Source organism: Burkholderia sp. SRS-W-2-2016, from assembly GCF_001931485.1.
Classification (GTDB): Bacteria; Pseudomonadota; Gammaproteobacteria; order Burkholderiales; family Burkholderiaceae; genus Paraburkholderia.
Map to the genome: position 1 here is coordinate 70,087 of NZ_MSDV01000046.1, position 25,082 is coordinate 95,168.

20 protein-coding genes are annotated in these 25,082 nt (G+C 67.3%); 8 read left to right on the forward strand and 12 right to left on the reverse strand.

The window, feature by feature from the left end:
- Positions 1-21: 21 nt before the first annotated feature.
- Positions 22-801, reverse strand: coding sequence for an L-iditol 2-dehydrogenase (locus BTH42_RS20015; protein ID WP_075302600.1), 780 nt, complete (start codon positions 799-801; stop codon positions 22-24).
- A gap of 383 nt (positions 802-1,184) precedes the next feature.
- Between BTH42_RS20015 and BTH42_RS20020 the strand changes: the two genes are divergently transcribed.
- From BTH42_RS20020 to BTH42_RS20035, 4 genes are all read left to right on the forward strand, one after another.
- Positions 1,185-1,679 carry a Fur family transcriptional regulator gene (locus BTH42_RS20020; protein WP_075302602.1) on the forward strand — a complete coding sequence of 165 codons (495 nt, stop codon included), beginning with the start codon at positions 1,185-1,187 and terminating at the stop codon, positions 1,677-1,679.
- Positions 1,680-1,765: 86 nt separating this feature from the next.
- Positions 1,766-2,884: a metal ABC transporter solute-binding protein gene (locus tag BTH42_RS20025; RefSeq protein ID WP_256702102.1), complete on the forward strand. Its 1,119-nt coding sequence runs from the start codon at positions 1,766-1,768 to the stop codon at positions 2,882-2,884.
- Complete coding sequence (locus tag BTH42_RS20030) at positions 2,881-3,834, forward strand: ABC transporter ATP-binding protein (RefSeq protein ID WP_075302604.1); 954 nt, start codon at positions 2,881-2,883, stop codon at positions 3,832-3,834. Before BTH42_RS20025 ends, BTH42_RS20030 begins: the two co-directional genes overlap by 4 nt.
- Positions 3,827-4,609 (forward strand): metal ABC transporter permease, encoded by a 783-nt coding sequence (locus BTH42_RS20035; RefSeq protein ID WP_075302606.1) that lies wholly within the window; start codon positions 3,827-3,829, stop codon positions 4,607-4,609. The genes BTH42_RS20030 and BTH42_RS20035 overlap by 8 nt, the downstream gene beginning before the upstream one ends.
- A gap of 136 nt (positions 4,610-4,745) precedes the next feature.
- On the opposite strand, the gene BTH42_RS20040 is transcribed toward BTH42_RS20035, so the two are convergent.
- Positions 4,746-6,233 (reverse strand): xylulokinase, encoded by a 1,488-nt coding sequence (locus BTH42_RS20040; protein ID WP_075302608.1) that lies wholly within the window; start codon positions 6,231-6,233, stop codon positions 4,746-4,748.
- A 386-nt stretch (positions 6,234-6,619) separates the two neighbouring features.
- Here BTH42_RS20040 and BTH42_RS20045 point away from each other — a divergent pair, with 386 nt between their 5' ends.
- Positions 6,620-8,029 carry a nucleobase:cation symporter-2 family protein gene (locus tag BTH42_RS20045; RefSeq protein WP_075302610.1) on the forward strand — a complete coding sequence of 470 codons (1,410 nt, stop codon included), beginning with the start codon at positions 6,620-6,622 and terminating at the stop codon, positions 8,027-8,029.
- A gap of 168 nt (positions 8,030-8,197) precedes the next feature.
- Here BTH42_RS20045 and BTH42_RS20050 read toward each other — a convergent pair whose 3' ends face one another.
- From BTH42_RS20050 to BTH42_RS20060, 3 genes are read right to left on the reverse strand one after another with little or no spacing between them, the layout of a single operon-like run.
- On the reverse strand, positions 8,198-9,712 hold the full coding sequence (locus BTH42_RS20050) for an efflux transporter outer membrane subunit (protein ID WP_143752137.1): 1,515 nt from the start codon (positions 9,710-9,712) through the stop codon (positions 8,198-8,200).
- A 1-nt stretch (position 9,713) separates the two neighbouring features.
- Complete coding sequence (locus tag BTH42_RS20055; RefSeq protein ID WP_075302614.1) at positions 9,714-12,956, reverse strand: efflux RND transporter permease subunit; 3,243 nt, start codon at positions 12,954-12,956, stop codon at positions 9,714-9,716.
- An 18-nt stretch (positions 12,957-12,974) separates the two neighbouring features.
- Complete coding sequence (locus BTH42_RS20060) at positions 12,975-14,216, reverse strand: efflux RND transporter periplasmic adaptor subunit (protein ID WP_075302616.1); 1,242 nt, start codon at positions 14,214-14,216, stop codon at positions 12,975-12,977.
- 429 nt (positions 14,217-14,645) lie between these two features.
- Between BTH42_RS20060 and BTH42_RS20065 the strand changes: the two genes are divergently transcribed.
- The gene (locus BTH42_RS20065; RefSeq protein ID WP_075302618.1) at positions 14,646-15,290 is read left to right on the forward strand and encodes a TetR family transcriptional regulator; all 645 of its coding nucleotides are present in this window, start codon (positions 14,646-14,648) and stop codon (positions 15,288-15,290) included.
- A 105-nt stretch (positions 15,291-15,395) separates the two neighbouring features.
- Here the strand turns inward: BTH42_RS20065 and BTH42_RS20070 are convergent, their stop codons facing one another.
- On the reverse strand, positions 15,396-16,034 hold the full coding sequence (locus BTH42_RS20070) for a cysteine hydrolase family protein (protein WP_075302620.1): 639 nt from the start codon (positions 16,032-16,034) through the stop codon (positions 15,396-15,398).
- 173 nt (positions 16,035-16,207) lie between these two features.
- Between BTH42_RS20070 and BTH42_RS20075 the strand changes: the two genes are divergently transcribed.
- A complete protein-coding gene (locus tag BTH42_RS20075; protein ID WP_075302622.1) occupies positions 16,208-17,212 on the forward strand; it encodes a helix-turn-helix domain-containing protein in 1,005 nt (334 codons plus the stop codon).
- Here the strand turns inward: BTH42_RS20075 and BTH42_RS20080 are convergent.
- The 6 genes from BTH42_RS20080 to BTH42_RS20105 form a co-directional block, all read right to left on the reverse strand.
- The gene (locus BTH42_RS20080; RefSeq protein ID WP_075302624.1) at positions 17,199-17,948 is read right to left on the reverse strand and encodes a CoxG family protein; all 750 of its coding nucleotides are present in this window, start codon (positions 17,946-17,948) and stop codon (positions 17,199-17,201) included. The two genes, BTH42_RS20075 and BTH42_RS20080, sit on opposite strands and share 14 nt — an antisense overlap.
- A 35-nt stretch (positions 17,949-17,983) precedes the next feature.
- Positions 17,984-18,364 carry a DUF427 domain-containing protein gene (locus BTH42_RS20085; RefSeq protein ID WP_075302626.1) on the reverse strand — a complete coding sequence of 127 codons (381 nt, stop codon included), beginning with the start codon at positions 18,362-18,364 and terminating at the stop codon, positions 17,984-17,986.
- 173 nt (positions 18,365-18,537) lie between these two features.
- Positions 18,538-19,032, reverse strand: a complete 495-nt coding sequence (locus BTH42_RS20090; protein WP_075302628.1) for a hypothetical protein — start codon at positions 19,030-19,032, stop codon at positions 18,538-18,540.
- A 280-nt stretch (positions 19,033-19,312) separates the two neighbouring features.
- Positions 19,313-20,845 carry a DegQ family serine endoprotease gene (locus tag BTH42_RS20095; RefSeq protein ID WP_075302630.1) on the reverse strand — a complete coding sequence of 511 codons (1,533 nt, stop codon included), beginning with the start codon at positions 20,843-20,845 and terminating at the stop codon, positions 19,313-19,315.
- A 180-nt stretch (positions 20,846-21,025) separates the two neighbouring features.
- Positions 21,026-22,324, reverse strand: coding sequence for an ATP-binding protein (locus tag BTH42_RS20100; protein ID WP_075302632.1), 1,299 nt, complete (start codon positions 22,322-22,324; stop codon positions 21,026-21,028).
- A gap of 4 nt (positions 22,325-22,328) precedes the next feature.
- Positions 22,329-22,991, reverse strand: a complete 663-nt coding sequence (locus BTH42_RS20105) for a response regulator (protein ID WP_075302634.1) — start codon at positions 22,989-22,991, stop codon at positions 22,329-22,331.
- Between the two features lie 431 nt (positions 22,992-23,422).
- On the opposite strand from BTH42_RS20105, the gene dacB reads away from it, so the two are divergent.
- Positions 23,423-25,042, forward strand: coding sequence for a D-alanyl-D-alanine carboxypeptidase/D-alanyl-D-alanine-endopeptidase (dacB, locus tag BTH42_RS20110; RefSeq protein ID WP_075302636.1), 1,620 nt, complete (start codon positions 23,423-23,425; stop codon positions 25,040-25,042).
- Positions 25,043-25,082 lie beyond the last annotated feature (40 nt).

Here is a 25,082-nt window from a genome sequence, read left to right on the forward strand (position 1 = left end):
GGGCCCGCTTCCAGTTCCGGTTCAGCTCATCCAGTTGCCGCCGTCGACGTTCAGCGTTTGCGCGGTGATGTAGTCGGCGTCCGCCGATGCGAGAAACAGCGCGGCGCCGGTCAGATCGTCGGGCACGCCCATGCGGCCGAGCGGCACCGCCTCGCCGACAAGGCGCTTTTTCTCGCCGAGCGGCCGGTTCTCATAGCGCGCGAACAGCGCGTCGACCTCGCCCCACATCGGCGTATCGACGACGCCCGGCGCGATGCCGTTCACATTGATCTTATGCGGCGCCAGCGCGAGCGCCGCGGACTGCGTATAGCTCAACACCGCCGCCTTGGTCGCGCAGTAGTGCGAAACAAGCGCCTCGCCGCGCCGGCCCGCCTGCGACGACATATTGATGATCTTGCCGCCGCGGCCCTGCTCGACCATCTGCCGCGCGACCGCCTGCATCAGGAAGAACAGGCCCTTCACGTTGACCGCGAACAGGCGGTCGAACACGTCCCAGGATTCGTCGAGGAGCGGGCGCATGTCGAACAGCGCCGCGTTGTTGAAGAGGATGTCGATCTGGCCGAAGGCGGCGAGCGTGCTCGTGACGATGCGCTCGATGTCCTCGCGCCGCCGCACGTCGGCGCTGACCGCCAGCACGTGCTCGCCGTAACTGGCGCGCAGCGTTTCGCCGATGCTCTCGACCGGCTTCACGTCGACCAGCACGCAGCGCGCGCCTTCGTCGAGATAGCGCCGCGCGACCGCTTCGCCGATGCCGCTGGCCGCGCCCGTCAAGATGGCCACTTTGTCCTGCAATCGCGCCACTGCCTGTCTCCGGTTCGTTGTGCTTGCTGTCGCGCGGTGAGCGAACGCCCATTGCGTGATCATTTGCTCTGTTAGTGGTCGAATGATCGGATACGGACCGGGCCATGTCAAGGTGAACGGGCAGATTTCGATGGTGCAGCGCGGCAGGGGTTGGCGTGGACTGCGGCTGCGGCGGGGGCTGCGGCGGGGGCTGCTGCTATGGCTGCGGCTCCGACGGGCGCTGGCGGCGGAGCGAGCGTTACGGCGAGCACCAGCGCGGACGCCGGGAATGAAAAGCGCCCGCTGACAAAAAGGCGCGATACGTTATATCATTTCGGCCTTGCCGCGCGTTGGGCTTCCGAAGTCCGTTAGTGCGCCCCTCGCCCATCAGGAGATCCACGCCGATGACCACCCTGCCCGCCGACCGGCACGCCATGCGGCTCGCGCACGCCGAAGCGCACGCGCGGGCTCAGGGCCTCGCGCTGACACCGCTGCGCCACCAGGTGTACGCGGCGATTCTGGCGAGCGAGCGGCCGATCGGCGCGTACGAACTGCTCGACGCGCTCGCCCCCGAGCGCGGCCGGATGCCGCCGACCACCGTCTATCGCGCGCTCGAGTTCCTCGTCGCGCATGGCTTCGTGCATCGGATCGAATCGAAGAACGCGTTCGTCGCCTGCTGCGAAGTCGGGGTTCCGCATCGCAGCCAGTTTCTGATGTGCGATCGCTGCGGCGCGACCGTCGAGATTCCCGGCGCCGAACTCGCCGATCAGCTGTCGCACAGCGCGCCCGCGCACGGTTTCGAGGTGCATCGGCAGGTGATCGAGCTGAGCGGCTTGTGTGCGCAATGTGCGCGCGCGGCGAAGGACGGCGGGGACGCTGCCGGGCCATCGACCTCATGAAGCCGGCCGCCGACGTCGCACGCGAGCCGGACCCGTCATTGCCACCGCCGGTGGTTCGAACAACTCTCAAGCAGCAGGACACAACGATGAAAAGAATCAGTTCGATGTTCACGACGGCGCGACGCGCGCTGAAGCTGTCGACGGGCTTGCCGGCGAGTCTGACTGCGAAGTTGCCTGAGAACCGGACCGCGCAACGGTCGGCGAATTTGTCCGCGAATTTATCCACGAATCTGGCCGGAAATCTGGCCGGAAATCTGGCCGGAAATCTGGCCGGGAATCTGGCCGCCTGGCTGCCCGCTTATCTGCTCGCAGCCGTCGCGCTCGCGTTCGGCCACGCCGCCTTCGCCGCCGACGCGAAAACCGCGCCGGCCGCCGCCACCCCGATCCCGGTCGTCGCGGCGGAAAACTTCTACGGCGACGTGGTCCGCCAGCTCGGCGGCGAGCGCGTCGCGGTCACCAGCATCCTCAGCAATCCCGACCAGGACCCGCATCTGTTCGAAGCGAGCCCGGCCACCGCGCGCGCGTTGCAGCACGCGAGCCTCGTCGTCTACAACGGCGCCGACTACGATCCGTGGATGGCCAAACTGCTGGCCGCATCAAAAGGCGCGCAGCGCACCGTGATCGTCGCGGCCGACCTGACCGGCAGGAAAGGCGGCGACAATCCGCACCTGTGGTACGACCCGGCGACGATGCCGAAAGTCGCGCGCGCGGTGAGCGCCGCGCTCGTCGCTGCTGACCCGGCGCACAAGTCGGCGTACGATGCGAACCTCGCGAAGTTTCTCGACTCGCTCAAACCCATCGACGCGAAGGTCGCCGCGCTGCGCGGCCGCTACGCCGGCGTGCCGGTCACCGCGACCGAGCCGGTGTTCGGCTACATGGCGGACGCGATCGGTCTGCAGATGCGCAACCAGCGCTTCCAGCTCGCCGCGATGAACGACACCGAAGCGAGCGCGGCAGACATCGCCGCGTTCGAACGCGATCTGCGCGAGCGCCGTGTGCGCGTGCTGATCTATAACAGCCAGGCAACCGAGGCCCTGACCCAACGCATGTTGAAGCTTGCGCAGCAATCGAAGGTGCCGACGCTGAGCGTCACCGAAACCTTGCCGGCCGGCAAGACCTATCAGACGTGGATGCTCGCGCAGCTCGACGCGCTCGAACGGGCGCTCGCCGCGGGCGAAGCCAACGCCAAAGGAACCACCCCATGACATCGACTGGCCAGCAAGCGCCAGCGGGTACGCCCCCCCTCGCCCGCGGTAACGCGCCGGTGCTCGAACTCGAGCACGTAACGCTCGACCTCGGCGGCCGCACGATCCTGCGCGACACCAGCTTCGTCGTGAATCAGGGCGAATTCATCGGCGTGCTCGGCCCGAACGGCGCCGGCAAAACCACGCTGATGCGCGCGGTGCTCGGCCTCGTGCCGGCTGCGGGCGGCGCGATCCGCGTGCTCGGGCAGACGGTCGAGCGCGGCAACGCGTCGATCGGTTATATGCCGCAGACGCGCAGCGCACTCGCCGGACGCCGCGTACGCGGCCGCGATTTCGTCGCGATGGCCGCCGATGGGCATCGCTGGGGCCTGCCGCACGCGGATGCGAAAACCCGCGCGGAAGTCGACCGGGTGCTCGATCTGGTCGGCGCGAGCAAGCTCGCGCTGCGGCCGCTGTCGGAACTGTCGGGCGGCGAGCGCCAGCGCCTGCTGCTCGCACAATGCCTGCTTGGCAATCCGAAGCTTTTGCTGCTCGACGAACCGCTGATCAGTCTCGATCCGCATCATCAGAAAAGCGTCGTCGAACTGGTGCGGCGCGTGCAGCAGGAACTCGGCATCGCGGTGCTGTTTTCCGCGCACGAACTGAATCCGCTGCTCAATTCGCTCGACCGCGTGCTGTATCTCGGCAGCGGCGTGGCCGCGCTCGGCACCGTCGATGAAGTGATCACCCGGCCGGTGCTGTCGCGCCTGTACGGTTCGCCGATCGACGTGATGCGCGTGAATGGCCGCATCTTCGTGATGTCGGGCGGCGTCGAGGTCGAGAAGCACGATCACGAGCACGAACACGACGAGGACGGCGGCCATTCGCACGGTCACTCGCACGACCACGGGCATTCGCACCATCACTCCCACCAGCACGATTCTCGCGACGGACACAAGCACGATGTTTGAATACGATTTCATGGTCAACGCATTCGCGGCGTCGGGGATCGTCGCGGTGCTGGCCGGGGTGGTCGGCTATTTTCTGGTGATGCGCGGCCAGACCTTCGCGGGTCACGCGCTGTCGCACGTCGGCTTCACCGGCGCGACCGGCGCGGTGCTGATCGGCATCTCGCCGATCTGGGGGATGATCGGCTTCACGCTGGCGGCCGGCGTCGGCATGGGCGCGCTCGGCGAGCGGCTCGCCGGACGCGATGTCGCGATCGGCGTGATCCTGTCGCTGTCGCTCGGCTTCGGGCTGCTGTTCCTGCACTTCTTCACCGCGTACGCGACCCAGGTCACCGCGCTGCTGTTCGGCAACGTGCTCGGCGTGAATACGTCGACGCTCGGCGTGCTGGCCGCGTTGGGCGTGGTCAGCCTCGCCGCGCTCGCGGCGATCATGCGGCCGCTGCTGTTCGCGTCGCTGCAGCCGGAACTCGCCGAAGCGAAGGGCGTGTCGCTGCGCCGCGTGTCGGTGCTGTTTCTGGCGATCGCCGCGCTGGCGGTGGCCGCGTGCACGCAGATCGTCGGCGTGCTGCTGGTGTTCACGCTGATGGTCGGCCCGGCCGCCGCCGCGCAGAACCTCAGCACGCGGCTCTCGACCGGGCTGGTGCTGGCCGCGCTGTTCGCGCTCGCGCAGGCGTGGCTCGGTTTGACACTCGCGTTCTATACGGACTGGCCGACCAGCTTCTGGATCACCGTGCTGTCGGCGCTCGTGTATGGCGGGAGTTTGTTGAAGCGGCATTGAGCGCGGCGCGGGACGCGTTGAATGCAAAACGGCGGCACGGTGACGTGCCGCCGTTTTGCATTTCGGGCTGCGCGGTTATTGCCGCGTAGGTGTTGCTGGGCGATTGCGGCTACGAGCTGGCTGCGGTGCTGGGCGGTTACTTCTGCCCGTCGCGCTCCGATGCGCCGCCGCCGAACCACGGCTCGACGCAGCCATACAGCTCGACGAAGCGCGCATAACGCGCGGCGAGCGCCGCATCGCCGCGCGGACCGGCGACGCGTGTCGCGCCCGGCGCGAGCGCGGCCAGATCGCGCGTCTGCCAATGCCCGCACGCTAGAGCGCCGAGGATCGCCGCGCCGCGCGGCGCCGCGTTCGGGCAGTCGAGCGCGTACAACTCGACATCGAGCGCATCGGCGAGCAGTTGCCGCCAGCGCGCATCGACCGAGCCGCCGCCCGCGAGCTTCAGCGCGGTCACGCTCGCGCCGCTCGCACGGATCGCGTCGAGCCCCGCGCGCAGCGAAAACGCGACGCCTTCGAACGCGGCGCGCATCATCGCACCGCGCGTGTGTTCGAGCGATAAACCGAGCCAGCCGCCCCGCGCCTGCGGGTTGAGCCACGGCGTGCGTTCGCCGGTCAGGTACGGCAGGAAAGTCAGGTTCGATGCGCAAACGGGCGCCGCAACGCCGGACGCCCCGTCAGCGGCCAGATAGTTCGGATCCCCAAACGCTTCCCGGTAAGCATCCGCCCACTCAAACGACAGCCACCCGCGCACCCGCTCCAGCGCGATGCCGACGTTCTGCATCGCCGCCATCCGGTACCAGTGATCGCTGGCCGCGCGATAGCAATGCAGACCTCGCAGCGCCGCCGGTTCGTCGTTCGCGAGCACGACGATCTGGCCGCCGCTGCCGGTGGTCAGCAACGCGTCGCCGTCGGCTGACAGTCCGCTGCCGAGCGCCGCGCACGGCGTGTCCGCGGCGCCGGTCGCGAGCACGATGCCGGCGCGCAAACCGAGTTCTCGCGCGGCCCGCTCCGACAGCGTGCCCGCGGCCGCATACGACGGCGCCAACGGCGCGAACCACTCGCGCGGAATCGCCAGCCGCGCCAGCAGCGCGTCGTCCCACCCGCCGGCGGGACTGGCGAGCGCGGTCGCGCACGCATCGGACGCATCGGTCACGCACGCGCCGCCGAGCGCGACCCGCAGCCAGTCCTTCGGCTGCAACGCCCAGCGCGTACGGCGCGCACTCTGCGGTTCGTGGCGCAAAATCCAGCGCAGCAGCGGCCCGGCCATGCCGGGCGCGACCGGGTTCGGCTGCGGCTCGGGCCACGCGTCGAGCAGGTCGAGCGCGCGCGAGTCGGGCCACAGCAGCGCGGGCCGCACCGCGGCGCCGGCCGCATCGACCAGCACGACGCCATGCATCTGCCCGGAAAAACCGATCGCGCGCACGCCGTCGCGCAACTCGCGCGGCAGTTGCGCGAGCGCGTCGACGAGCGCGCGCCACCAGATGCGCACGTCGATTTCGGCCCATCCGGGATGGGGCGTATCGAGCGCATACGCGACACTCGACACCGCCTGCTCGCGCCCCTCCTCGTCGACGATTGCCGCTTTCAGGGAGCCGGTGCCAAGATCGATGCCGAGAAAACTCATGGGTGTCGGGACGTCGGTCAGGACGTCGAAATGAAGATGAGTGGAGATGAGAAAGCCCGGCTTCGCGGGTTAACCCCGTCCCGCCGCGACGCGCGTCGAAACAGGACTATGTGCGGGCCGTGATACACGTCATTGATTCTCACATATATGCCGGCGCGCAACGAATCGACAGTCCGCGCGCGCCGTGCCGCGCGGATTCGCCGCCCCACGGGGCCCGGCGCCGCTGCGCGATTAATCGCCCACCGGTGCACCTTTAATTCACCTTTCAAACGACGCCCCCGCATATCGTCGCCGGGAATGCCGGAATAGCCGCCAGCGGTCTTGTTGCGCTTTTTCGTCCCCGATACCTTGGAGTCATCCCAAACGAGATGGTGGAGAGAGACGATATGCAAGCGAACACGGTTCACCCGTGCGACGAGCGCCTACCCGCGGGCCAGTTGCTCACCCTCGGTATCCAGCACGTACTGGTCATGTACGCGGGCGCGGTCGCGGTGCCGCTGATCGTCGGCGCGGCGCTGAAACTGCCGAAGGATCAGATCGCCTTTCTGATCAGCGCCGATCTGTTTTCGTGCGGGATCGCCACGCTGATCCAGACGCTCGGGCTGTGGATCTTCGGGATCCGCCTGCCGGTCATCATGGGCTGCACGTTCGCCGCGGTCGGGCCGATGGTCGCGATCGGCACCAATCCTTCGCTGGGCATCCTCGATATCTTCGGCTCGACGATCGCGGCGGGCGTGATCGGCATTGTGCTCGCGCCGGCGGTCGGCAAGCTGCTGCGCTTTTTCCCGCCGGTCGTGATCGGCGTGGTGATCTCGGTGATCGGGCTGTCGCTGATGGAAGTCGGCATCAACTGGGCGGCCGGCGGCGTCGGCAATCCGGAGTACGGCAATCCGGTCTATCTCGGCCTGTCGCTGCTGGTGCTCACGCTGATCCTGCTGATCAACAAGTTCGCGAAGGGCTTCATCGCCAACATCGCGGTGCTGCTCGGCATCGTCGCGGGCTTCGTGATCGCGCTGCTGCTCGGCCGCGTCAACATGGACGGCGTCACCCACGCGCCGTGGGTCGGCTTCGTGATGCCGTTTCATTTCGGACTGCCGCACTTCGATCCGCTGTCGATCGCGACGATGGTCACCGTGATGTTCGTCACCTTCATCGAATCGACCGGCATGTTCCTCGCGGTCGGCGACATGGTCGATCGGCCGGTCGATCAGAAGACGCTGGTGCGCGGGCTGCGCGTCGACGGGCTCGGCACGCTGATCGGCGGGATCTTCAACTCGTTTCCGCATACGTCGTTCTCGCAGAACGTCGGGCTGATCGGCGTGACCGGCGTGAAGAGCCGCTTCGTCTGCGCGACGGGCGGCGTGATTCTGGTGCTGCTCGGGCTGTTTCCGAAGATGGCGCAGGTGGTCGCGTCGGTGCCGCCGTTCGTGCTCGGCGGCGCCGGCATCGTGATGTTCGGGATGGTCGCGGCGAACGGCATCAAGGTGTTGTCGCGGGTCGATTTCGTGCGCAATCAGCACAACCTGTTCATCGTCGCGGTCAGCATCGGGCTCGGGCTGGTGCCGGTGGTGTCGCCGCACTTCTTCTCGCAGCTGCCGCCGGCGTTGTCGCCGCTGCTGCATAGCGGGATTCTGCTGGCGTCGGTGTCCGCGGTCGTGCTGAACCTGATCTTCAACGGCGTGAAGAGCGAGAAAAAGGCCACGTGCGAGATTCGCCGCGCCGGCCACGATCTCGATGCGCGCGCGGGCGGCGAGCCGCAACACAACGAGATGCTGCGGGCCGCGGATCTGCATTGAGCGAGGGGCGGCGCCGGCGGCACGCGATGAGTGCCCACTGAGACTCACGAAGCGCTCGCCGGGGCCAACCGCTTCGATCCGCGCGGCGCCGAATGCCGCGCATAAAAAAACGCCACGGCATGCCGTGGCGTTTTTGCTTTGCGTCAGCGCTTCATCGAGCTTGCGCGCTCACCCCGCCGTCGCCGCCGAAGCCGCGACCGGCGCGCTCGCCGCACCGTAGTCGACCGGCGCGTCCGCGGGACGCGGCTGGTCGCCGGTGTGCTCGATCCAGCCGCCGCCGAGTGCCTGGTACAGCGTCACCAGGTTCTGCAACCGCTCCATCCGCGCGGTCACCAGCGCGCGCTGCGCCTCGTACAACGCGGTCTGCGCGGTCAGCACCGTCAGATAGCTGTCGACGCCGTTCTTGTAACGCAGGTTCGACAGATCGAGCCGGCGCTGCTCGGCCGCCGTATCGCGTTCGAGCGCCGCGATCTGCTGATCGTAGGTGCCGCGCGCGGCGAGGCCGTCAGCCACTTCCCGGAAGGCGGTCTGGATCGCCTTTTCATACGTGGCGATCTGTTCTTTCTTCTGGATGTTGGCGAGATCGAGGTTCGCGAGGTTCTGGCCGCCCTCGAAGATCGGCAGCGTGATCGACGGCGCGAAGCTCCACGCCGCCGAACCCGGCTTGAACAGCCCGCCGAGCGTCGGGCTCAGCGTGCCGAAGCTGCCGGTCAGCGAGACCTTCGGGAAGAACGCCGCGCGCGCCGCGCCGATATTCGCGTTGGCCGCGAGCAGGTTCTGCTCGGCCTCCATGATGTCGGGACGACGCGTCAGCAGATCGGACGGCAGCCCGGCCGGAATATCGGTCAGCAGGTGCTGGTCGTTCGACGGCAAGCCGCGCGGCAGATCGGCCGGCAACGGCTCGCCGACCAGCAGCACCAGCGCGTTTTCGGCCTGCGCGAGCAGACGCGCCTGCGCTTGCAGGTTCGCGTTCGCGGTCTCGACGACCGTTTCCGCCTGACGCAGATCGAGTTCCGTACCGGTGCCGTTGTCGAACTGGACCTTGGTGATCCGGTACGACTCCTTCGCGTTCGCCAGCGTGTCCTCGGTGACCTTCTGCAGATCGTCGAGTTCGAGCAGCGTCATGTACTGGTTCGCGACCTGCGAGACCAGCGAGATTTCCGCCGCCTTGCGCGCCTGCGTGGTACCCAGGTAAGTGGCCAACGCCTGGTCCTTCAGGCTTTGCACGCGCCCGAAGAAGTCGATTTCCCACGACGCGTTCAGCCCGACCGAATACGTGGTGGAGAGCGTCTGGCCGTTGAAGGTCAGATCGGCCGGAGTGCGCTGGCGGGTCCCCGACGCGGCCGCGTCGAGCGTGGGCAGCAGGCCCGCGCGCACGATCCGGTACTGCGCGGCCGACGCCTGCATGTTCAGCACCGACACGCGCAGATCGCGGTTGTTCTTCAGCGCGATCGCGATCAGCTCCTGCAGACGCTGATCGACGAAGAAATCGCGCCAGCCGATGTCGGCCGCGGCCTGGCCGTTCGCGCTGCGCGCGCCGGCCGTGCCCGGCTGCTGGTCATACACGCCGCCGCTCGGGAAGGTGGCTGTCGTGGGCGCGGCCGGACGCTCGTAATGCGGCGCCAGCGTGCAACCCGCAGCGAGAAATGCCACCGCCACTGCAATCAAAGAGTGTTTTTGCATCTCAATGCCCATCCTTGCCCGAGTCCTTGCCGGCATCCTTGCCCTCCGGCGCGTTGCCCGAGTCACCCGCCGCGCCGCCTTGCGGATCGTGCGGATGATGCTGTTCGTAGTGCTTGAGCGCCTCGTCCGGGTCTTCCTTCTCGCCGCCGAACTTCGCGCGAATCACCACGAAGAACATCGGGATCATGAAGATCGCGAGGAAGGTCGCGGTCAGCATCCCGCCGATCACGCCGGTACCGATCGCGTGCTGGCTGGCCGAGCCGGCGCCGTTACTGATGGCGAGCGGCAACACGCCGAGAATGAACGCGAGCGAGGTCATCAGGATCGGGCGCAGACGCAGACGGGCAGCTTCGAGCGCGGCCTCGACCGGCCCCATCCCTTCGCTTTGCTGCAGTTCGCGCGCGAACTCGACGATCAGAATCGCGTTCTTCGCCGACAGACCGACGGTGGTCAACAGACCCACCTGGAAGAACACGTCGTTCTCGAGCCCGCGCAGCGTCGCGGCCAGCAGTGCGCCGATCACGCCGAGCGGCACCACCATGATCACCGAGAACGGGATCGACCAGCTTTCATACAGCGCCGCCAGACACAGGAACACGACGAGGATCGAGATGCCGTACAGAATCGGCGCCTGCGAACCCGACTGGCGTTCCTGCAGCGACAGACCCGTCCACTCGTAGCCGACACCCGCCGGCAGCTTGGTGACGAGCGATTCCATCGCCGCCATCGCCTGACCGGTCGATTTGCCCGGTGCGGCCGCGCCCTGGATTTCCACCGACGAGATACCGTTGTAGCGCTCGAGCTTCGGCGAACCGAAAATCCACTCGGTGTTCGCGAAGGCCGAGAACGGCACCATCGCGCCCGCGCTGTTGCGCACGAACCAGGCGCTGACGTCTTCCGGCTTCATCCGGAACGGCGCGTCGCCCTGCAGGTACACCTTCTTGATCCGGCCGTCGCTATCGAGGAAGTTGTTCACGTACGCCGATGCCCACGCGACCGAGAAGGTCGTGTTGATATCGGACACGGACACGCCGAGCGCTTCCGCCTTCTCGCGATCGATATTCACCTTGAACTGCGGCGTATCGTTCAGGCCGTTCGGACGCACCTGTGCGAGCGTCGGATCCTTCGCGGCGAGACCGAGCAGCATGTTGCGCGCTTCCATCAGCTTCGCGTGGCCGAGACCGGCGCGATCCTGCAACTGGAAGTCGAAACCCGCGGCGGTGCCGAGTTCGGGAATGGACGGCGGATTGACCGGGAACACCGTCGCGTTCTTATAGCCCGCGAAGTGCATGTACAACCGGCGCACCAGTGCCTGCACCTTCTCGTCCGCATGCTGGCGTTGCGCGTAGTCCTTCATCCGCACGAACACGAGACCGGCGTTCTGGCCACGACCCGCGAAGCTGAAGCCGTTCACCGTGAAGGTGGACTCGACGATCGCCTTCTCGTCGTGGAGCAGGTAGTCGGACACGTCCTTCAGCGCGCGCGCGGTGGTCTCCTGGGTGGAGCCCGACGGCGTTTGCACCAGCACGAACATCGTGCCCTGGTCTTCGTCAGGCAGGAACGACTTCGGCAGTTTGACGAACAGCAGACCCACCGCGAAGATCACCACCATATAGATGATGAGCCAGCGGCCCGAGCGCTTGATCACGTGGTGCACGCCCGAGTGATACTTGTCGCGGCTCGAGTTGAAGGTACGGTTGAACCAGCCGAAGAAACCGGTGGCCTTTTCGTGATGCCCCTTCGGAATCGGCTTGAGGATCGTCGCGCACAGCGCCGGCGTCAGAATCAACGCGACCAGCACCGACAGCACCATCGCCGCGACGATCGTCAGCGAGAACTGCCGGTAAATCGCGCCGACCGAGCCGCCCGAGAACGCCACCGGCACGAACACCGCCGACAGCACCAGCGCCACGCCGATCAGCGCGCCGGTGATCTGGTCCATCGCCTTGCGGGTCGCTTCGCGGGGCGATAAGCCCTCCTCCTGCATCACCCGTTCGACGTTTTCCACCACCACGATCGCATCGTCCACCAGCAGGCCGATCGCGAGCACCAGACCGAACATCGACAGCACGTTGATCGAGAAGCCGACCATGCTCATGATCGCGAACGTGCCGAGCAGCACCACCGGCACCGCGATCGTCGGGATCAGGGTTGCGCGCAGGTTCTGCAGGAACAGGTACATGACCAGGAACACCAGCACGATACCTTCGAGCAGCGTCTTGACCACTTCCTCGATCGACAGACGCACGAACGGCGTGGTGTCGTACGGATACTGGACCACCAGACCGTGCGGGAAATACTTCGACAGTTCGGCGACCTTCGCGCGCACCGCCTTCGCGGTGGCGAGCGCATTCGCGCCGGTTGCCAGCTGGATACCGAAGCCGGCGGTCGGCTGACCGTTGTACTTGGTGTCGAAGTTGTAGTTTTCGCCGCCGAGCTCGATCCGCGCGACGTCGCGCAGGCGCACCTGCGAGCCGTCCTTGTTGACCTTCAGCAAAATGTTGCCGAACTGCTCGGGAGTGTTGAGCAGCGTGGCCTGCGTGATGGTGGCCTGCAACACCTGACCCGGCACCGACGGCGTGCCGCCGAGCGCACCGCCCGCGACCTGCACGTTCTGCGACTGCAACGCGGTTTCGACGTCGACCGGCGTGAGGCTGAAGTTATTCAGCTTGTTCGCGTCGAGCCAGATCCGCATCGCGTACTGCGAGCCGAACAGCGTCACCGTACCCACGCCGTCGATACGGCTGATCGGATCCTGAATGTTCGACGCGACGTAGTTCGCGAGGTCGTACTTGGTCATGCTGCCGTCTTCGGACACGAACGCCATCACCAGCAGGAAGCTGCTGCTCGACTTCGTGACCTTGGTACCGAGCTGCTGCACGACCTGCGGCAGCAGCGGGGTAGCCAGTTGCAGCTTGTTCTGCACCTGCACCTGCGCGATGTCGGGATTGGTGCCGGCCGCGAACGTCAGCGTGATGGTGGCCGTGCCCGAGTCGTCCGAAGTCGACGCGAGGTACAGCAGGTGGTCGAGACCACTCATCTGCTGCTCGATCACCTGCGTGACGGTGTTTTCCACCGTCTTCGCCGAGGCGCCCGGATAGTTCGCGCTGATCTGCACGGCCGGGGGCGCGATGGTCGGGTATTGCGCGATCGGCAGTGTGAACACCGACGCGATACCCGCGAGCATCAGAATAATGGCGATCACCCATGCAAAAATCGGGCGATCAATAAAGAACTTTGCCATGAGGCGGGCTCCCTGTTATTACGCGCCCGACGCGGCGGAGGCGGGTTGAGCCGCGGGTTGCCCCGGGGCTGCGCCGCTCGCCGCCGGCGCGCCGCCTGCGGCCGCGCCGGAAGCCGGCGTGGCCGGCAGCTGCGCCGCCACGGGCTTGACTTCCTGGCCGGGGCGCGCCTTGTCGACGCCCTGCACGATCACGCGATCACCCTGCTTCAGACCGTCCGAGATCACCCAGTACGTACCGAAGGTGCCGGCGGTCGCCAGCTGACGCAGTTCGACCTTGTTGTCGGCACCGACCACCAGCGCGGTGGGCTGCCCCTTCTGGTCGTGCGTGATGCCGACTTGCGGGACGATCAACGCGTTCTGGTTGACGCCCTCTTCGATCTTCGCGCGCACGAACATGCCCGGCAGCAGCACCCGGTTCGGGTTCTTGAAAATCGCGCGCACCGTGACCGAGCCGGTGCCCTGGTCGACGGTGACGTCGGTGAACTGCAGCTTGCCCTTCTCCGAATAGACGCGACCGTCTTCGAGTACCAGCGACACTTGCGCGGCGCCCGGGCCGGTCGTCTTCAGACGGCCTTCCTGCATGTCGCGGCGCAGCTTCAGGCCGTCGAGGCTCGACTGCGTGAGGTCGACGTAGACCGGATCGAGCTGCTGGACCGTGGCCATCAGCGTCGCGGCGCTCGCCTGCACGAACGCGCCCGGCGTAACTTGCGACACGCCGATCTGGCCGCTCACCGGCGAGGTCACGTCGGTATAGCCGAGGTTGATCTGCGCGGTGTCGACCGCGGCCTTGCCGGCGGCGACGTCGGCGACGGCCTGGCCTTGCGCGGCGACCGCGTTGTCGTAGTCCTGCTTGCTGACCGCGTTGGCCGCGACCAGCACCTTGTAGCGGCTCGCCTGCGCGGTGGTCGACGCGAGGTTCGCCTGCGCCTTCGCGAGCGTGGCCTTCGCGTTGTTCAGCGACGCGATGTACGGCGCCGGATCGATCTTGTACAGACGCTGGCCGGCCTTGACCTCGCTACCCTCGGTGAATTCGCGGCGCAGCACGATGCCGTCGACCCGTGCGCGCACCTGCGCGACGAGGAAGGCACTGGTACGGCCGGGGAGTTCGGTGACGACGGGCACAGTCGTCGGCTGGAGTGTGACGACGCCGACTTCGGGCGCCTGTGGCGGCGGGGCTGATTGTTTTGGTCCGCATGCCGCCAGCAAAATGGCAGCCGTCGCGGCACTGATTAAGCGGAATGGAACCCGTTCGACGCGCATGGAGCAACCTCTGTCAAAGACTGAGAATGAAAAAGTGCGCGCATCCCTACCCCGGGGACGACAGCGCACACAGGCGTCTTGCGACGCTTGACCGGACGCCCAGCGCTGCCAACCGCGCTGCAAGGGCACCCTGCTGAGAAATGCGCCAACCCGGGAATGCCGCACGGCGCCTGCCGTTCGGGGCAGGCGCGGGAGTGTTTTGAAAGGCAACAGTGACGGATATTAACCGGTCGTCACGGCTTGGGCCATCCGATCGTGGGGTGCTATTATATATACATTCACGAATGCATGTAAAAGTGCATTTACGTCGCTTGCTGGCCGGGGACTCGCAAGATCGCTTCGTCATTCGCTCAAACGTAGTTGGATTGTCACCGGACTGACTTAAATGCGGTCCGTGGAAGCCCCACAATCAGTGCAGGTCATACCTATATGGTCAGAAGAACCAAAGAAGAGGCATTGGAGACGCGCAACCGGATTCTCGACGCGGCCGAGCTGGTCTTTTTCGAGAAAGGGGTCTCGCGCACGTCGCTGGCCGATATCGCGCAGGCGGCCGGGGTCACGCGCGGCGCCATCTATTGGCACTTCGCGCACAAGAGCGATCTCTTCACGGAAATGTTCGACCGCGTGCTGCTGCCGCTCGACGAGCTGAAAGCGGCGTCGCTCGATCCGAACGAGCCCGATCCGCTGGGGCGGCTGATCGAAGTGTGCGTGGTGTGTCTGCGCGACACCGTCAACGACCCGCGCCGCCGGCGCGTGTTCGACATCCTGTTTCTCAAATGCGAGTTGGTCGAGGACATGGGTCCGATGGTCGAGCGCTACCAGACCAATATGCGCGAGGGGCTCAAGAAGATCGAAGGCGGTCTGCGCAATGCGGTGTCGAAGGGGCAACTGCCCGCCGAACTCGACACCCGGCTCGCGGCGACGATGGTGCATGCGTTCGTCGGCGGCGCGCTGCGCGACATGCTGTTTTTGCCCGACGCGACGGATTTCGGCGCGCATGCGGAGCAGATGGTCGAAGGGATGTTCGACGCGTTGCGGTTGAGTCCGGCACTGCGGAACAAGGCCGCGTCCTAGACGGTGGCTTACGAGTTAGCTCACGACAAGGGCGGTTCGGGATGAACCGCCCTTGTCGTTTCTGGGCGCGGCCGGCGCGCACCGCGTCCCTTCCCTATGCCTCGCTCACGCCACCGCGCTGCGAGCCCGCGCCGTCTGATTCGACGTATAGATATTGCCGCGCTCGAGCGGGGCGCCGCTTTGCAGCGACGCAAGCCACTGGTCCGTGCTGGCGACCGCCGCGAAGCGCGACTGCAGCACCACGCTGAACACGCGATGAATCTCCTCCGCGCTCGCGAACCCCGCACTGTTCTCATACGGCACCGAACCGGTCGCGTCGTGCAGGAACTCGACCGCGAGCCCCGCATGGACCGCGTGGTTGATCGTCGACGCGTCGCAGTTGTGCGTCATGTAGCCGGTCACGGTCAGCGTGTCGATCTCGCGCGCGGCGAGCCAGTCGGCCAGATCGGTGCCGGTGAACGCGCTGGGCAGCGACTTCTCGATCAAATGATCATGAGCGCGCGAGCTCACGACCGCGTGCAACTGCGCCCCGACGCTGCCGCGCGCGAACAGCGGCGAGGTCGCCGGCGCGATGTTCTGCACGACCACGACCGGCACGCCGGCGGCGCGCGCGGCATCGATCGCGCGGCCGATGTTGGCGAGCGAAGTCTGCACGTCGGGAAATTCGATCGGCAGATCGCCGCTCACGTATTCGTTCTGCACGTCGATGACGATCAGCGCACGGCGCGGCGCGACGGTGGTCATGGCAAGGCTCCTTGTCGAAAGATGGATGACGCGGGCGGCGTGGCGGCCGAGGTGAGACGGTCGGCACGCCGCCGCAATGAACTCATTGTTGCTCCCCCGCCGTTCACGCGACAGCGACCCGCATGACAAGCTTCGCTAGAATCGGGCCATCGTGTATCCCGGAGGCGCTGGCCATGACCACTCCCGCATTGCGCGGCGACAGGCGCGACGGCACGCCCCGTCACGTCGTCGCGGTCATCGCGTTCGACCGCATCAGTCCGTTCCACCTGTCGGTGCCCTGCGTGGTGTTCGGCGAAGACCGCCGCGGCGGCGGCGTGCCCGACTTCGACTTCCGCGTCTGCGCGGCGGAAAGCGGCCCGCTCACGACGACCGCCGGCTTCTCGATCGCGCTCACGCATGGGCTCGACGCACTCGCCGACGCGCAGACGATCATCGTGCCGAGCTGGCGCGATCCCGACGAAACCCCGCCCGCCGCGCTGCTCGACGCATTGCGGGCCGCGCACGCGCGCGGCGCGTTGCTGGTCGGGCTGTGTCTCGGCGCGTTCGTGCTGGCCGCGGCCGGCATCCTCGACGGCCGGCCCGCATCGACCCATTGGGCGTGGGCCGACGACTTCGCGCGCCGCTACCCGCGGGTACGGCTCGACCCGGACGTGCTCTACGTCGACGACGGCGACGTGCTGACCTCGGCCGGCACCGCGGCCGGCCTCGACTGCTGTCTGCACGTGCTGCGCAGGATCTGCGGCGCGCAGACCGCGAACTATGTGGCGAGGCGCCTCGTGGTATCGCCGCACCGGCAAGGCGGCCAGGCGCAATACGTGCAGCAGCCGATGCCGCCGAATCCGCGCGGCGACCGGCTGTCCGGTCTGCTCGACTGGGTCAGCGGCAATCTGGCCGCGCCGCATACGCTCGACACGCTCGCCGCCCGCGCACTGATGAGCCGCCGCACGTTCACGCGACGCTTCCGCCTCGCGACCGGCACGACGGTCGGCGCGTGGCTGCTCGCGCAGCGGCTCGCGCGCGCGCAGCAGTTGCTGGAAAGCAGTGATGAGTCGGTGGAGGCGATCGCGGCGAGCGCGGGGTTCGGCTCGGCGGCCTCGCTACGGCAGCATTTCGCGGACGCGTTTCGCACGTCGCCGTCGGCGTGGCGGCGCGATTTTCGCGGCGTCAATGCTCGCTGATCCAGCGCACCAGATACAGCAGCAGCGCGACCACGAAGATCATCCCTGCCCATGCCCAGTGCGGCACGACGTGTTGACCCGGCTCGTGGTGCGAGCCGCCCTGCGACCAGCTATGCGACGCGCTCGCCGCGCGCCCGCTGAGCGCGCTGCCGTGCTCGACGCGCGTGCGGCGCGCGATTGCGCCGAGCGAGATCGGCCGCAGAAACACGTGCTGGCGACGCGGCGCCGCCCCGCGCGCGCGGTTCGGCCCCGTGCCGTGCTTGGCGCGCACGACCGCGTCGAATTCGGTGAAGAAATCGTCGGCCAGTTGATGCAAGGCGTTTTCGAGCTGGCGCACCGGTAGTTCGGCGAGCGGTCCGGACGAAGTCGCCCAGATCGTGTAATCGATCCGCGTGCCGCGCTCGCGGCCGCCGCCATACGCGCTCTCGTCCCCGCGCAGACGCACTTCGATCTGGCCGCGCAACGCGCCGACGCCTTCGGCGCGTGCCTTGAAGTTGATCGTGCGGCGCTGCGCGTCGGCGGGGCCGGAATCCTGGCCGGCGACATGAGCGCGCGCTTCGTAACGGGCGCGCAACGGGCCGAGCGGCACCGTCATGGTCAGCGCGTATTCGCCGTGGGCAAGCCGGGTGAACGACTCGCAATTGTCGAGACTGGCACGCAACAGCGCGAGATCCTGCAACGCGTCCCAGACTTCGGCCGGCGCGAGCGGAATCCGTACCGCCTGGTTCAGTTCCATGACAGCCTCCCCCGATGAACGCGCGGGCCGCGGGATCAGGACGTCTGATCGATGCGATCGACGCGCGATGTGTAAAACGCCAGATAGCCCTTGATCTGTCCGACCTGCTCGAACGGCGCCTCGTAACTCCACACCGCGTTTTCGATCAGACCGTCTTCGGTGCGCAGATGGAAGTACGATGCGTCGCCCTTGAACGGGCAGTGCGAGCTGTGCGTCGAGCGTTCGAGCCGGGCCATGTTCACGTGCTCGCGCGGAAAATAGACCACGTCCGGCAGGCCGGTTTCGCACAGCGTGAGCGCCGCCTGGGTGTCGGCCATCGTCACGCCGCCGTGAATCACGCGCACGCGGTGGCTATTCTCGTGAATCACGATGGTGTGGCCACCAGGCTTTTGCTCAGATGTCGACGCATCGCTCATGTCCGGACTCCGTGATGGATGGGCACTCAACGCGGGCGCTTGCCGCAGCAACGGCAAAGCCACGGGACACGCCCGTGGCTTCATTATCGGCGAAACTTCAGCCGCCTGCGCGGGCTTCCCTGCGCGCCGGGCCGGCGCGCGAGGTTGCGCCGCTGTTACCCGCTGTTACGCCGTTACTTGCCGCTCCAGATAAACGCGGATTTGACGTTGCCGTGCGCCGGCACCGTCACCGTGTGGGTCTGCTCGCGGTCGTTGTACTTCGCGTGCACGGTGTAGCGGCCCGGGTGCAACCGGACCAGCATGAACGGTCCGCGCGACGTGGTGTTCAGCACCTCGCCGTTATGCGCATCGACGATACGCACCTGCACGTCGGCGAGAAAATTGGAGGTCGGGCCGGTGAAACGCAGCGTCAGCGGCCACTCGCTTTGCGCCGCGCGCAGCGCGCGCGATTCGTCCTGGCCGACGCCGCCGGACACATACGACACGTCGCCCTGCTGCTGCACTTGCGGCAGGCCGCCGCCGTTGGTATTGCCCGCGCTGGTGTTGTCGGTGGCGGAGCCGCCGCTCACGCCCGCCTGCTGCGCGTATGCACCGCCCGCCAATCCGAGCGTGAGCGCCGCGCACAGCGCGGCGGCTACGATCCTTTGCTGATTGCGTTGGGTTTTCATCGGTTCGCTCTCCTTGTTAAAGTCCTCGCCCCGTCGTTCGACGGACCCAAATCGGAAACCACGCAACCTGCGTGCCAGGCGTGCGCTCGCGGCGACACACACGCGCGCCGGCCGCGGCTCGAGGGCGCGCGGCGTATCTACAGCTTAGGCGCTTTGTATGACGCCCCTCCGGTCGACCGACGAAAAAAAAGCCGGTCCTTGCAGTTAATGCAAAGGACCGGCAATCACTACTTACAGCTCTCGTGTGGTTGGGCGATCCAGCAAATCGCCCGGGACTGGATCAGCCGAGATCAACGGGCACGAAAATCTGTGCGTTGTCTCGCTGGATCAGGAGCGCGATGCTATTGCCCGCGCCCGAAATCATCTGCTTCAGTTGATCGACGTTGGTGATCGAACGGCCGTTGACCGCGAGGATCACGTCGCCGGGACGGATGCCGGCGGTGGCCGCCGCGCCGCCCGCCTGCTGCACCAGCAGCCCGTGCGACACCGACGCGCTGCTCTTCTCGTCCGGCGTCAGCGCGCGCACCGCGACACCGAGGCGGCCTTGCAGCTGGGTCTGCTGATCGGCCTTGTCCGCCGACGCGACCTTCGCGTCCGAGAACGAACCGATGGTCACCTTGATGTCCTTGTTGGCCTTGTCGCGCCACACCTTCAAGGTCGCCGAGCTGCCCGGCGCGATGCCCGCGATCTTGGCCGGCAGATCCGTCGAATCGCTGACTTCATCGCCGTTCACCGCGACGATCACGTCACCCGGCTGCAGGCCGGCCTTGGCCGCCGGACCGCCGGCATCGACCGAGCTGACCAGCGCGCCTTGCGGCTTCTGCAAGCCGAACGAATTGGCGAGCGTCTGGTTCAGGCCCTGCACCGCGACGCCGAGACGGCCGCGGCTCACGTGACCGGTCTTGACCAGATCGTCCTTGACCTTGATCGCTTCATTGATCGGGATCGCGAACGACAGACCCTGGAAGCCGCCGGTCTGCGAATAGATCATCGAGTTGATGCCGATCACTTCGCCCTGCAGGTTGAACAGCGGACCGCCCGAGTTGCCCGGGTTCACCGGCACGTCGGTCTGGATGAACGGCGTGTAGTTCTCGTGCGGCAGCGAGCGCGACTTCGCGCTGATGATGCCGGAGGTCACGGTGTTGTCGAAGCCGTACGGCGAGCCGATCGCGACGACCCACTGACCGACCTTGCTCTGGCGCGGATCGCCGATCTTCACGCTGGGCAGATTGCTCGCGTCGATCTTCAGCACCGCGACGTCGGACTGCTTGTCGGCGCCGACCACCTTCGCCTTGAACTCGCGCTTGTCGGTCAGCTTGACGGTGACGACGTTGGCGCCGTCGACCACGTGCGCGTTGGTCAGGATGTAGCCGTCGTTGCTGATGATGAAGCCGGAACCGAGGCTCGCGCTCGGCTGATCGGGCGCGTCGCCGCCGCCGTCACCGCCGCCACCGCCCTGCATGCCGGGCACGCCGCCGAAGAAGCGCTTGTAGAACTGGAAGAACGGATCGTTCGGGTCGATCGGCAGCTGGTTGCCGTTCAGGTTGCCGCGGTTGTTGCCGCGCAGCGCGGTCTCCTTGACCACGTGCTTCGCGCTGATATTGACGACGGCCGGGCCGTAGGTTTCGACGAGGCCCGAGAAATCGGGGATACCGGTTTTGGCGGCGGCTTCGGCGGGCATCAGCGCGGCCGCTTCCGCGGGCGAGATGACCTGAGGGGCCGGCACATTGCGATGGCCCGCCACATAACCGGCGGACAGTGCGCCGGCGATAGCTACCGCAACGGCGCCGCGGGACAAGGTTTTCGCGTTCATCATGAGCTCCTGACTGGAGAGAGTGACTTTGAATGTCGAGGAGCGTAAGGGGCGTCACTTAAAAGAGTCTTAAGCAGAGCCTGAGCGCGGGAACCTTTATGGGATGGGCCTCCGGGGCCGATGTGCGGCGCGTTGCGAACGGTATTTTGTTCGGTTCGGAAGACCGCACGCCGTGCGTTTTCAGAACCGCACGGTGACCTGCAAGCCGCCCGCGGGCGACGTATCGAGCGACACGTCCGCGTGGTGTTGGGTGGCGATGCGGCGCACGATCGCCAGACCGAGGCCGCTGCCGGCGACGTCGGTACGCGCGCGGTCCGCGCCGGCGCCCGCGCGATAGAACCGGTCGAACACTCGCTCGCGATCGGCCGGGTCGATGCCCGGACCGCTGTCGGCGATCCGCACCACCGGACGGCCGTTCTCGACCTGCAGGCTGACGTCGACGCGACCGCCGTGCGGCGTGTATTTGGTCGCGTTGTCGACGAGGTTGTTGAACATCACGCGCAGCGCTTCCGCGTCGCCGTTCACGCTGGCGGCCTCGCTCGCCTCGATGCCGAGATCGACGCCGCGGCTCAGCGCGAGCGGCGCGTAGGTCGCCACGCATTCCTGCAACAGCGCGCCCAGATCGAGCGGTCCGCTGACCGCGCGCTCGTCCGGTTCGGCGCGCGCGAGCGCGAGCAACTGCTCGGCAAGGCGCGTCGCGCGGGTGACGCCCGCCTGCAGATCGGCGAGCGCTTCGCTGCGCGTGCTGTCGTCTTTCGCACGCGCGACGAGTTGCGCCTGAATCTGCACCGCAGCGAGCGGCGTGCGCAATTCGTGCGCGGCATCGGCGACGAACGCCTTCTGGATATCGAGCGCGTTGGCGAGCCGCGCGAGCAGGCCGTTCAATGCGCGCACCAGCGGCTGCACTTCGAGCGGCAGACGCTGGTCGGGTAGTGGATCGAGCGCCTCCGGATGACGCGTGTCGAGCGCACTCGTCACGCGCCGCAACGGCCGCAGCCCGCGCCCGATGATCACCCACACCGCCAGCCCGAGCAGCGGCAGCAGCACGATCAGCGGCCACAGCGTGCGCAGCGCAACGTTCGCCGCGAGCCGGTTGCGCACCGACAGCGGCTGCGCGAGCTGCACCACGTTATCGCCGACGATCGCCCCATACACGCGCCATTCGCCGCGCTCGGTGCGCTCGGTCGAAAAGCCGAGCTCGGCGCGCGGCGCGAGCGGCGCGCGCGGCCGCGAGTAGTACATCAGCATGCCGTTGCGGTTCCAGATCTGCAGCACGATGCCTTCGTCGCCGGTATCGCGGCCGAGCACCTGCGAGAACGGCTCCGCCGGCAGCGCCGCGGCGATCTGCTCGAGCTGGTAATCGAACAGCTCGTTCGCTTCGGCCAGCGCCTGCCGGTAGATCAGCCAGCCCGCGATGCCGACGCCGAGCAGCACCAGCGCAAGCAGCCACACCAGCAGCTGATGGCGAATCGAGCGCATCGGCTCAGGCGTCCTTCGCGATCATGTAGCCGAGCCCGCGCACGTTGCGGATCAGTTCGGCGCCGAGCTTCTTGCGCAGCGCGTGGATATAGACCTCGACGGTGTTGCTGCCGATTTCCTCGCCCCAGCCGTACATCTTTTCCTCCAGCTGGCTCTTCGACAGCACCGCGCCGGGGCGCGCGAGCAGCGCTTCGAGCAGCGCGAATTCGCGCGCGGACAACGCGACCGGCGCGCCGTCGAGCGTGACCTGGTGCGAAGCGGGGTCGAGCGTCAGGTTGCCGTGGCGGATCGTCGAATCGCTGCGGCCCGAATGGCGGCGGATCAGCGCGCGCATCCGCGCACCGAGTTCGTCGAGATCGAAGGGTTTGACGAGGTAATCGTCGGCGCCGGCGTCGAGGCCCTTCACACGATCGGCGACCGCGTCGCGCGCGGTGACGATCAGCACCGGCAACGCGTGGCCGCGCGCGCGCAGCGTGCGCAGCACCTCGAGGCCGTCGCGTTTGGGCAGGCCGAGGTCGAGCAGCGCGAGGTCGTACGGCTGGCCGGCCGCCGCGCGCAGCGCCGCTTCGCCGTCCTCGACCCAGTCGACCGCAAAGCCCTCGCCGCGCAGCGCCTTGCGCACGCCCTCGGCAATCATCCGGTCATCTTCGACTAGCAGGATGCGCATGGTTGTCCGTTCCGAAACGTTTGATGATGCCGCATTCTAGCGCCCGCCTCCGGGCTGCGCGGCGCCGGGCGCTTTTTTCGACGCAGCCGCGCGGCATGTCACTACAATGGTCGCTTTGCGTCGCGCGGCGGCTGGCGCGGTGGCTGGTGCGGTGGCTGGCTGACGGCTGCCGGGTGGCTGGCTGCCGACCCGCCGGCGGGTGACTCGCGCAGCGTGCATGCGCCGGATCGCTTGCGTTGCCTGGCGGCCGACACGCCGGATTCACCAGCCAGCTCGTGCATCGCGCTGGCGGTCCGGCGCTCTGGCGGCCGGCACGCTTGCCGCGCACCTGTCCGACCCGCACCGAAACCAAACTTCGCTGTGAAATCTTGCCCGCTTTTGCCCGCTTCCTGGTCCGCTTCCTGGTCCGCTTCCCTGCTTCTTCTCCGTTCATGACGCTCGCCTTCCTGTCTTCCGTCGCCCGCCGTCTCCCTGTTCACGCAGCGCCGCTGCCCCGCCGGCTCGCGCCGCGCGTCGCGGTCGGCCTGCTGGCCGCCGCGCTCGGCGCGACCGCGCTGCTGCCGCAAGTGGCGCAGGCCCGCGCGAAGGCCGCGCATCCGAGCGTCAACGTCACGACAGTGCTGCCGCAGCCGGTGATGGCCGGGCTGCAACGCGCGCATGTGCCGCTGTCGTCGATCAGCGTGGTGGTCGAGAAAGTCGGCGACCGCACGCCGATCCTCGCGCTGAACGCCGGCAAGCCGATGATGCCCGCCTCGACGATGAAGCTCGTCACCACCTATTCGGGCCTGTCGATCCTCGGTCCCGACTATCGCTGGCGCACCAGCGCGTACGCGGACGGCACGCTCGACGCGAGCGGCGTGCTGCACGGCAATCTGTACATTCAGGGCACCGGCGACCCGAAGCTGGTGCCGGAAGAGCTGATCGACCTCGTGCAGAAAATCCGCAAGGCGGGCATCAACGGGATCGACGGCGCGCTGGTGCTCGACAAGCGCTACTTCGACCCGTCGACACGCGACCTGCCCGCGTTCGACGACGACGTCACCGCGCCGTACAACGTCGGCCCCGATCCGCTGCTGTACGCGTTCAAGGCGCTGTCGTTCACGCTGACCCCGTCGCCCGACGGCACGGTCGCGATCGACGTGCTGCCCGCGCTCGCGCAACTGCGCATCGACAACCAGTTGCGCGCGACCAACGGCCCGTGCCGCGGCGAGCTGCCGACCCCGAGCGTGACGCCGCAGCCGGACGGCACGCTGGTCGCGTCGTTCGTCGGCGACTTGCCGGCGCGCTGCGACGCGCGCACGGTCAACGTCGCGGTGCTCGATCATTCGACGTTCTTCGCCGGCGGCTTCCTCGCGCTGTGGCAGCAGACCGGCGCGACCTTCCACGGCGCCACCCGCGAAGGCGCGGTGCCGCGCGGCGCGAAGCTGGTCGCGACGCACGAAAGCCCGGTGCTGTCCGACGTGGTGCGCGACATCAACAAGTTCAGCAACAACACGATGGCGCGCAACCTGTTCCTGACGATCGGCGCGGTGGAGGACAAGTCCCCGGCAACGACCGCGAACGCCGCGCGTGCGGTCGAGGATTTCCTGCGCCGCGACAGCCTGAACATGGAGTACCTGACGCTCTCGAACGGCTCGGGCCTGTCGCGCGACGAGCACATCACCGCGCTCGCGCTCGCCGATCTGTTGCAGCGCGCGAACGCGAGTCCGGTCGCGCAGGCGTTCGTCGAGTCGCTGCCGATCGCCGGCGTCGACGGCACGATGCGCAACCGTCTGACCAACCTCGGCGCGGGCGGCAACGCGCACATCAAGACCGGCACGTTGCGCGACGTGCGCGCAATCGCCGGCTACGTCGCATCGGCCGACGGCAATAGTTACGTGGTCGTCAGCCTGATCAACGATCCGCATTCGGAAGCGGCGCGCGCCGCCCACGATGCGCTGCTCGAATGGGTCTACGAAGGTCCGTCGCAGGGCTTCACGAAAGTCTCCGCGCCGATCGAAGAGCCGCGCGCGAAGCCCAGGAAAAACCCGCGCAAACACGCCGGCCACTGAGGATTACTTCTAGCGAAGCCACGCGCGGCAAGCGGCTAAG

Bases quoted from the DNA above. Each gene is read 5' to 3' on its own strand.
- dacB (WP_075302636.1), top strand. From the start codon at position 23,423: ATGACGCTCGCCTTCCTGTCTTCCGTCGCCCGCCGTCTCCCTGTTCAC.
- BTH42_RS20020 (WP_075302602.1), top strand. From the start codon at position 1,185: ATGACCACCCTGCCCGCCGACCGGCACGCCATGCGGCTCGCGCACGCC.
- BTH42_RS20025 (WP_256702102.1), top strand. From the start codon at position 1,766: ATGAAAAGAATCAGTTCGATGTTCACGACGGCGCGACGCGCGCTGAAG.
- BTH42_RS20055 (WP_075302614.1), bottom strand. From the start codon at position 12,956: ATGGCAAAGTTCTTTATTGATCGCCCGATTTTTGCATGGGTGATCGCC.
- BTH42_RS20030 (WP_075302604.1), top strand. From the start codon at position 2,881: ATGACATCGACTGGCCAGCAAGCGCCAGCGGGTACGCCCCCCCTCGCC.
- BTH42_RS20045 (WP_075302610.1), top strand. From the start codon at position 6,620: ATGCAAGCGAACACGGTTCACCCGTGCGACGAGCGCCTACCCGCGGGC.
- BTH42_RS20100 (WP_075302632.1), bottom strand. From the start codon at position 22,324: ATGCGCTCGATTCGCCATCAGCTGCTGGTGTGGCTGCTTGCGCTGGTG.
- BTH42_RS20065 (WP_075302618.1), top strand. From the start codon at position 14,646: ATGGTCAGAAGAACCAAAGAAGAGGCATTGGAGACGCGCAACCGGATT.
- BTH42_RS20060 (WP_075302616.1), bottom strand. From the start codon at position 14,216: ATGCGCGTCGAACGGGTTCCATTCCGCTTAATCAGTGCCGCGACGGCT.
- BTH42_RS20035 (WP_075302606.1), top strand. From the start codon at position 3,827: ATGTTTGAATACGATTTCATGGTCAACGCATTCGCGGCGTCGGGGATC.
- BTH42_RS20075 (WP_075302622.1), top strand. From the start codon at position 16,208: ATGACCACTCCCGCATTGCGCGGCGACAGGCGCGACGGCACGCCCCGT.
- BTH42_RS20090 (WP_075302628.1), bottom strand. From the start codon at position 19,032: ATGAAAACCCAACGCAATCAGCAAAGGATCGTAGCCGCCGCGCTGTGC.
- BTH42_RS20085 (WP_075302626.1), bottom strand. From the start codon at position 18,364: ATGAGCGATGCGTCGACATCTGAGCAAAAGCCTGGTGGCCACACCATC.
- BTH42_RS20095 (WP_075302630.1), bottom strand. From the start codon at position 20,845: ATGAACGCGAAAACCTTGTCCCGCGGCGCCGTTGCGGTAGCTATCGCC.
- BTH42_RS20040 (WP_075302608.1), bottom strand. From the start codon at position 6,233: ATGAGTTTTCTCGGCATCGATCTTGGCACCGGCTCCCTGAAAGCGGCA.
- BTH42_RS20050 (WP_143752137.1), bottom strand. From the start codon at position 9,712: ATGCAAAAACACTCTTTGATTGCAGTGGCGGTGGCATTTCTCGCTGCG.
- BTH42_RS20105 (WP_075302634.1), bottom strand. From the start codon at position 22,991: ATGCGCATCCTGCTAGTCGAAGATGACCGGATGATTGCCGAGGGCGTG.
- BTH42_RS20070 (WP_075302620.1), bottom strand. From the start codon at position 16,034: ATGACCACCGTCGCGCCGCGCCGTGCGCTGATCGTCATCGACGTGCAG.
- BTH42_RS20080 (WP_075302624.1), bottom strand. From the start codon at position 17,948: ATGGAACTGAACCAGGCGGTACGGATTCCGCTCGCGCCGGCCGAAGTC.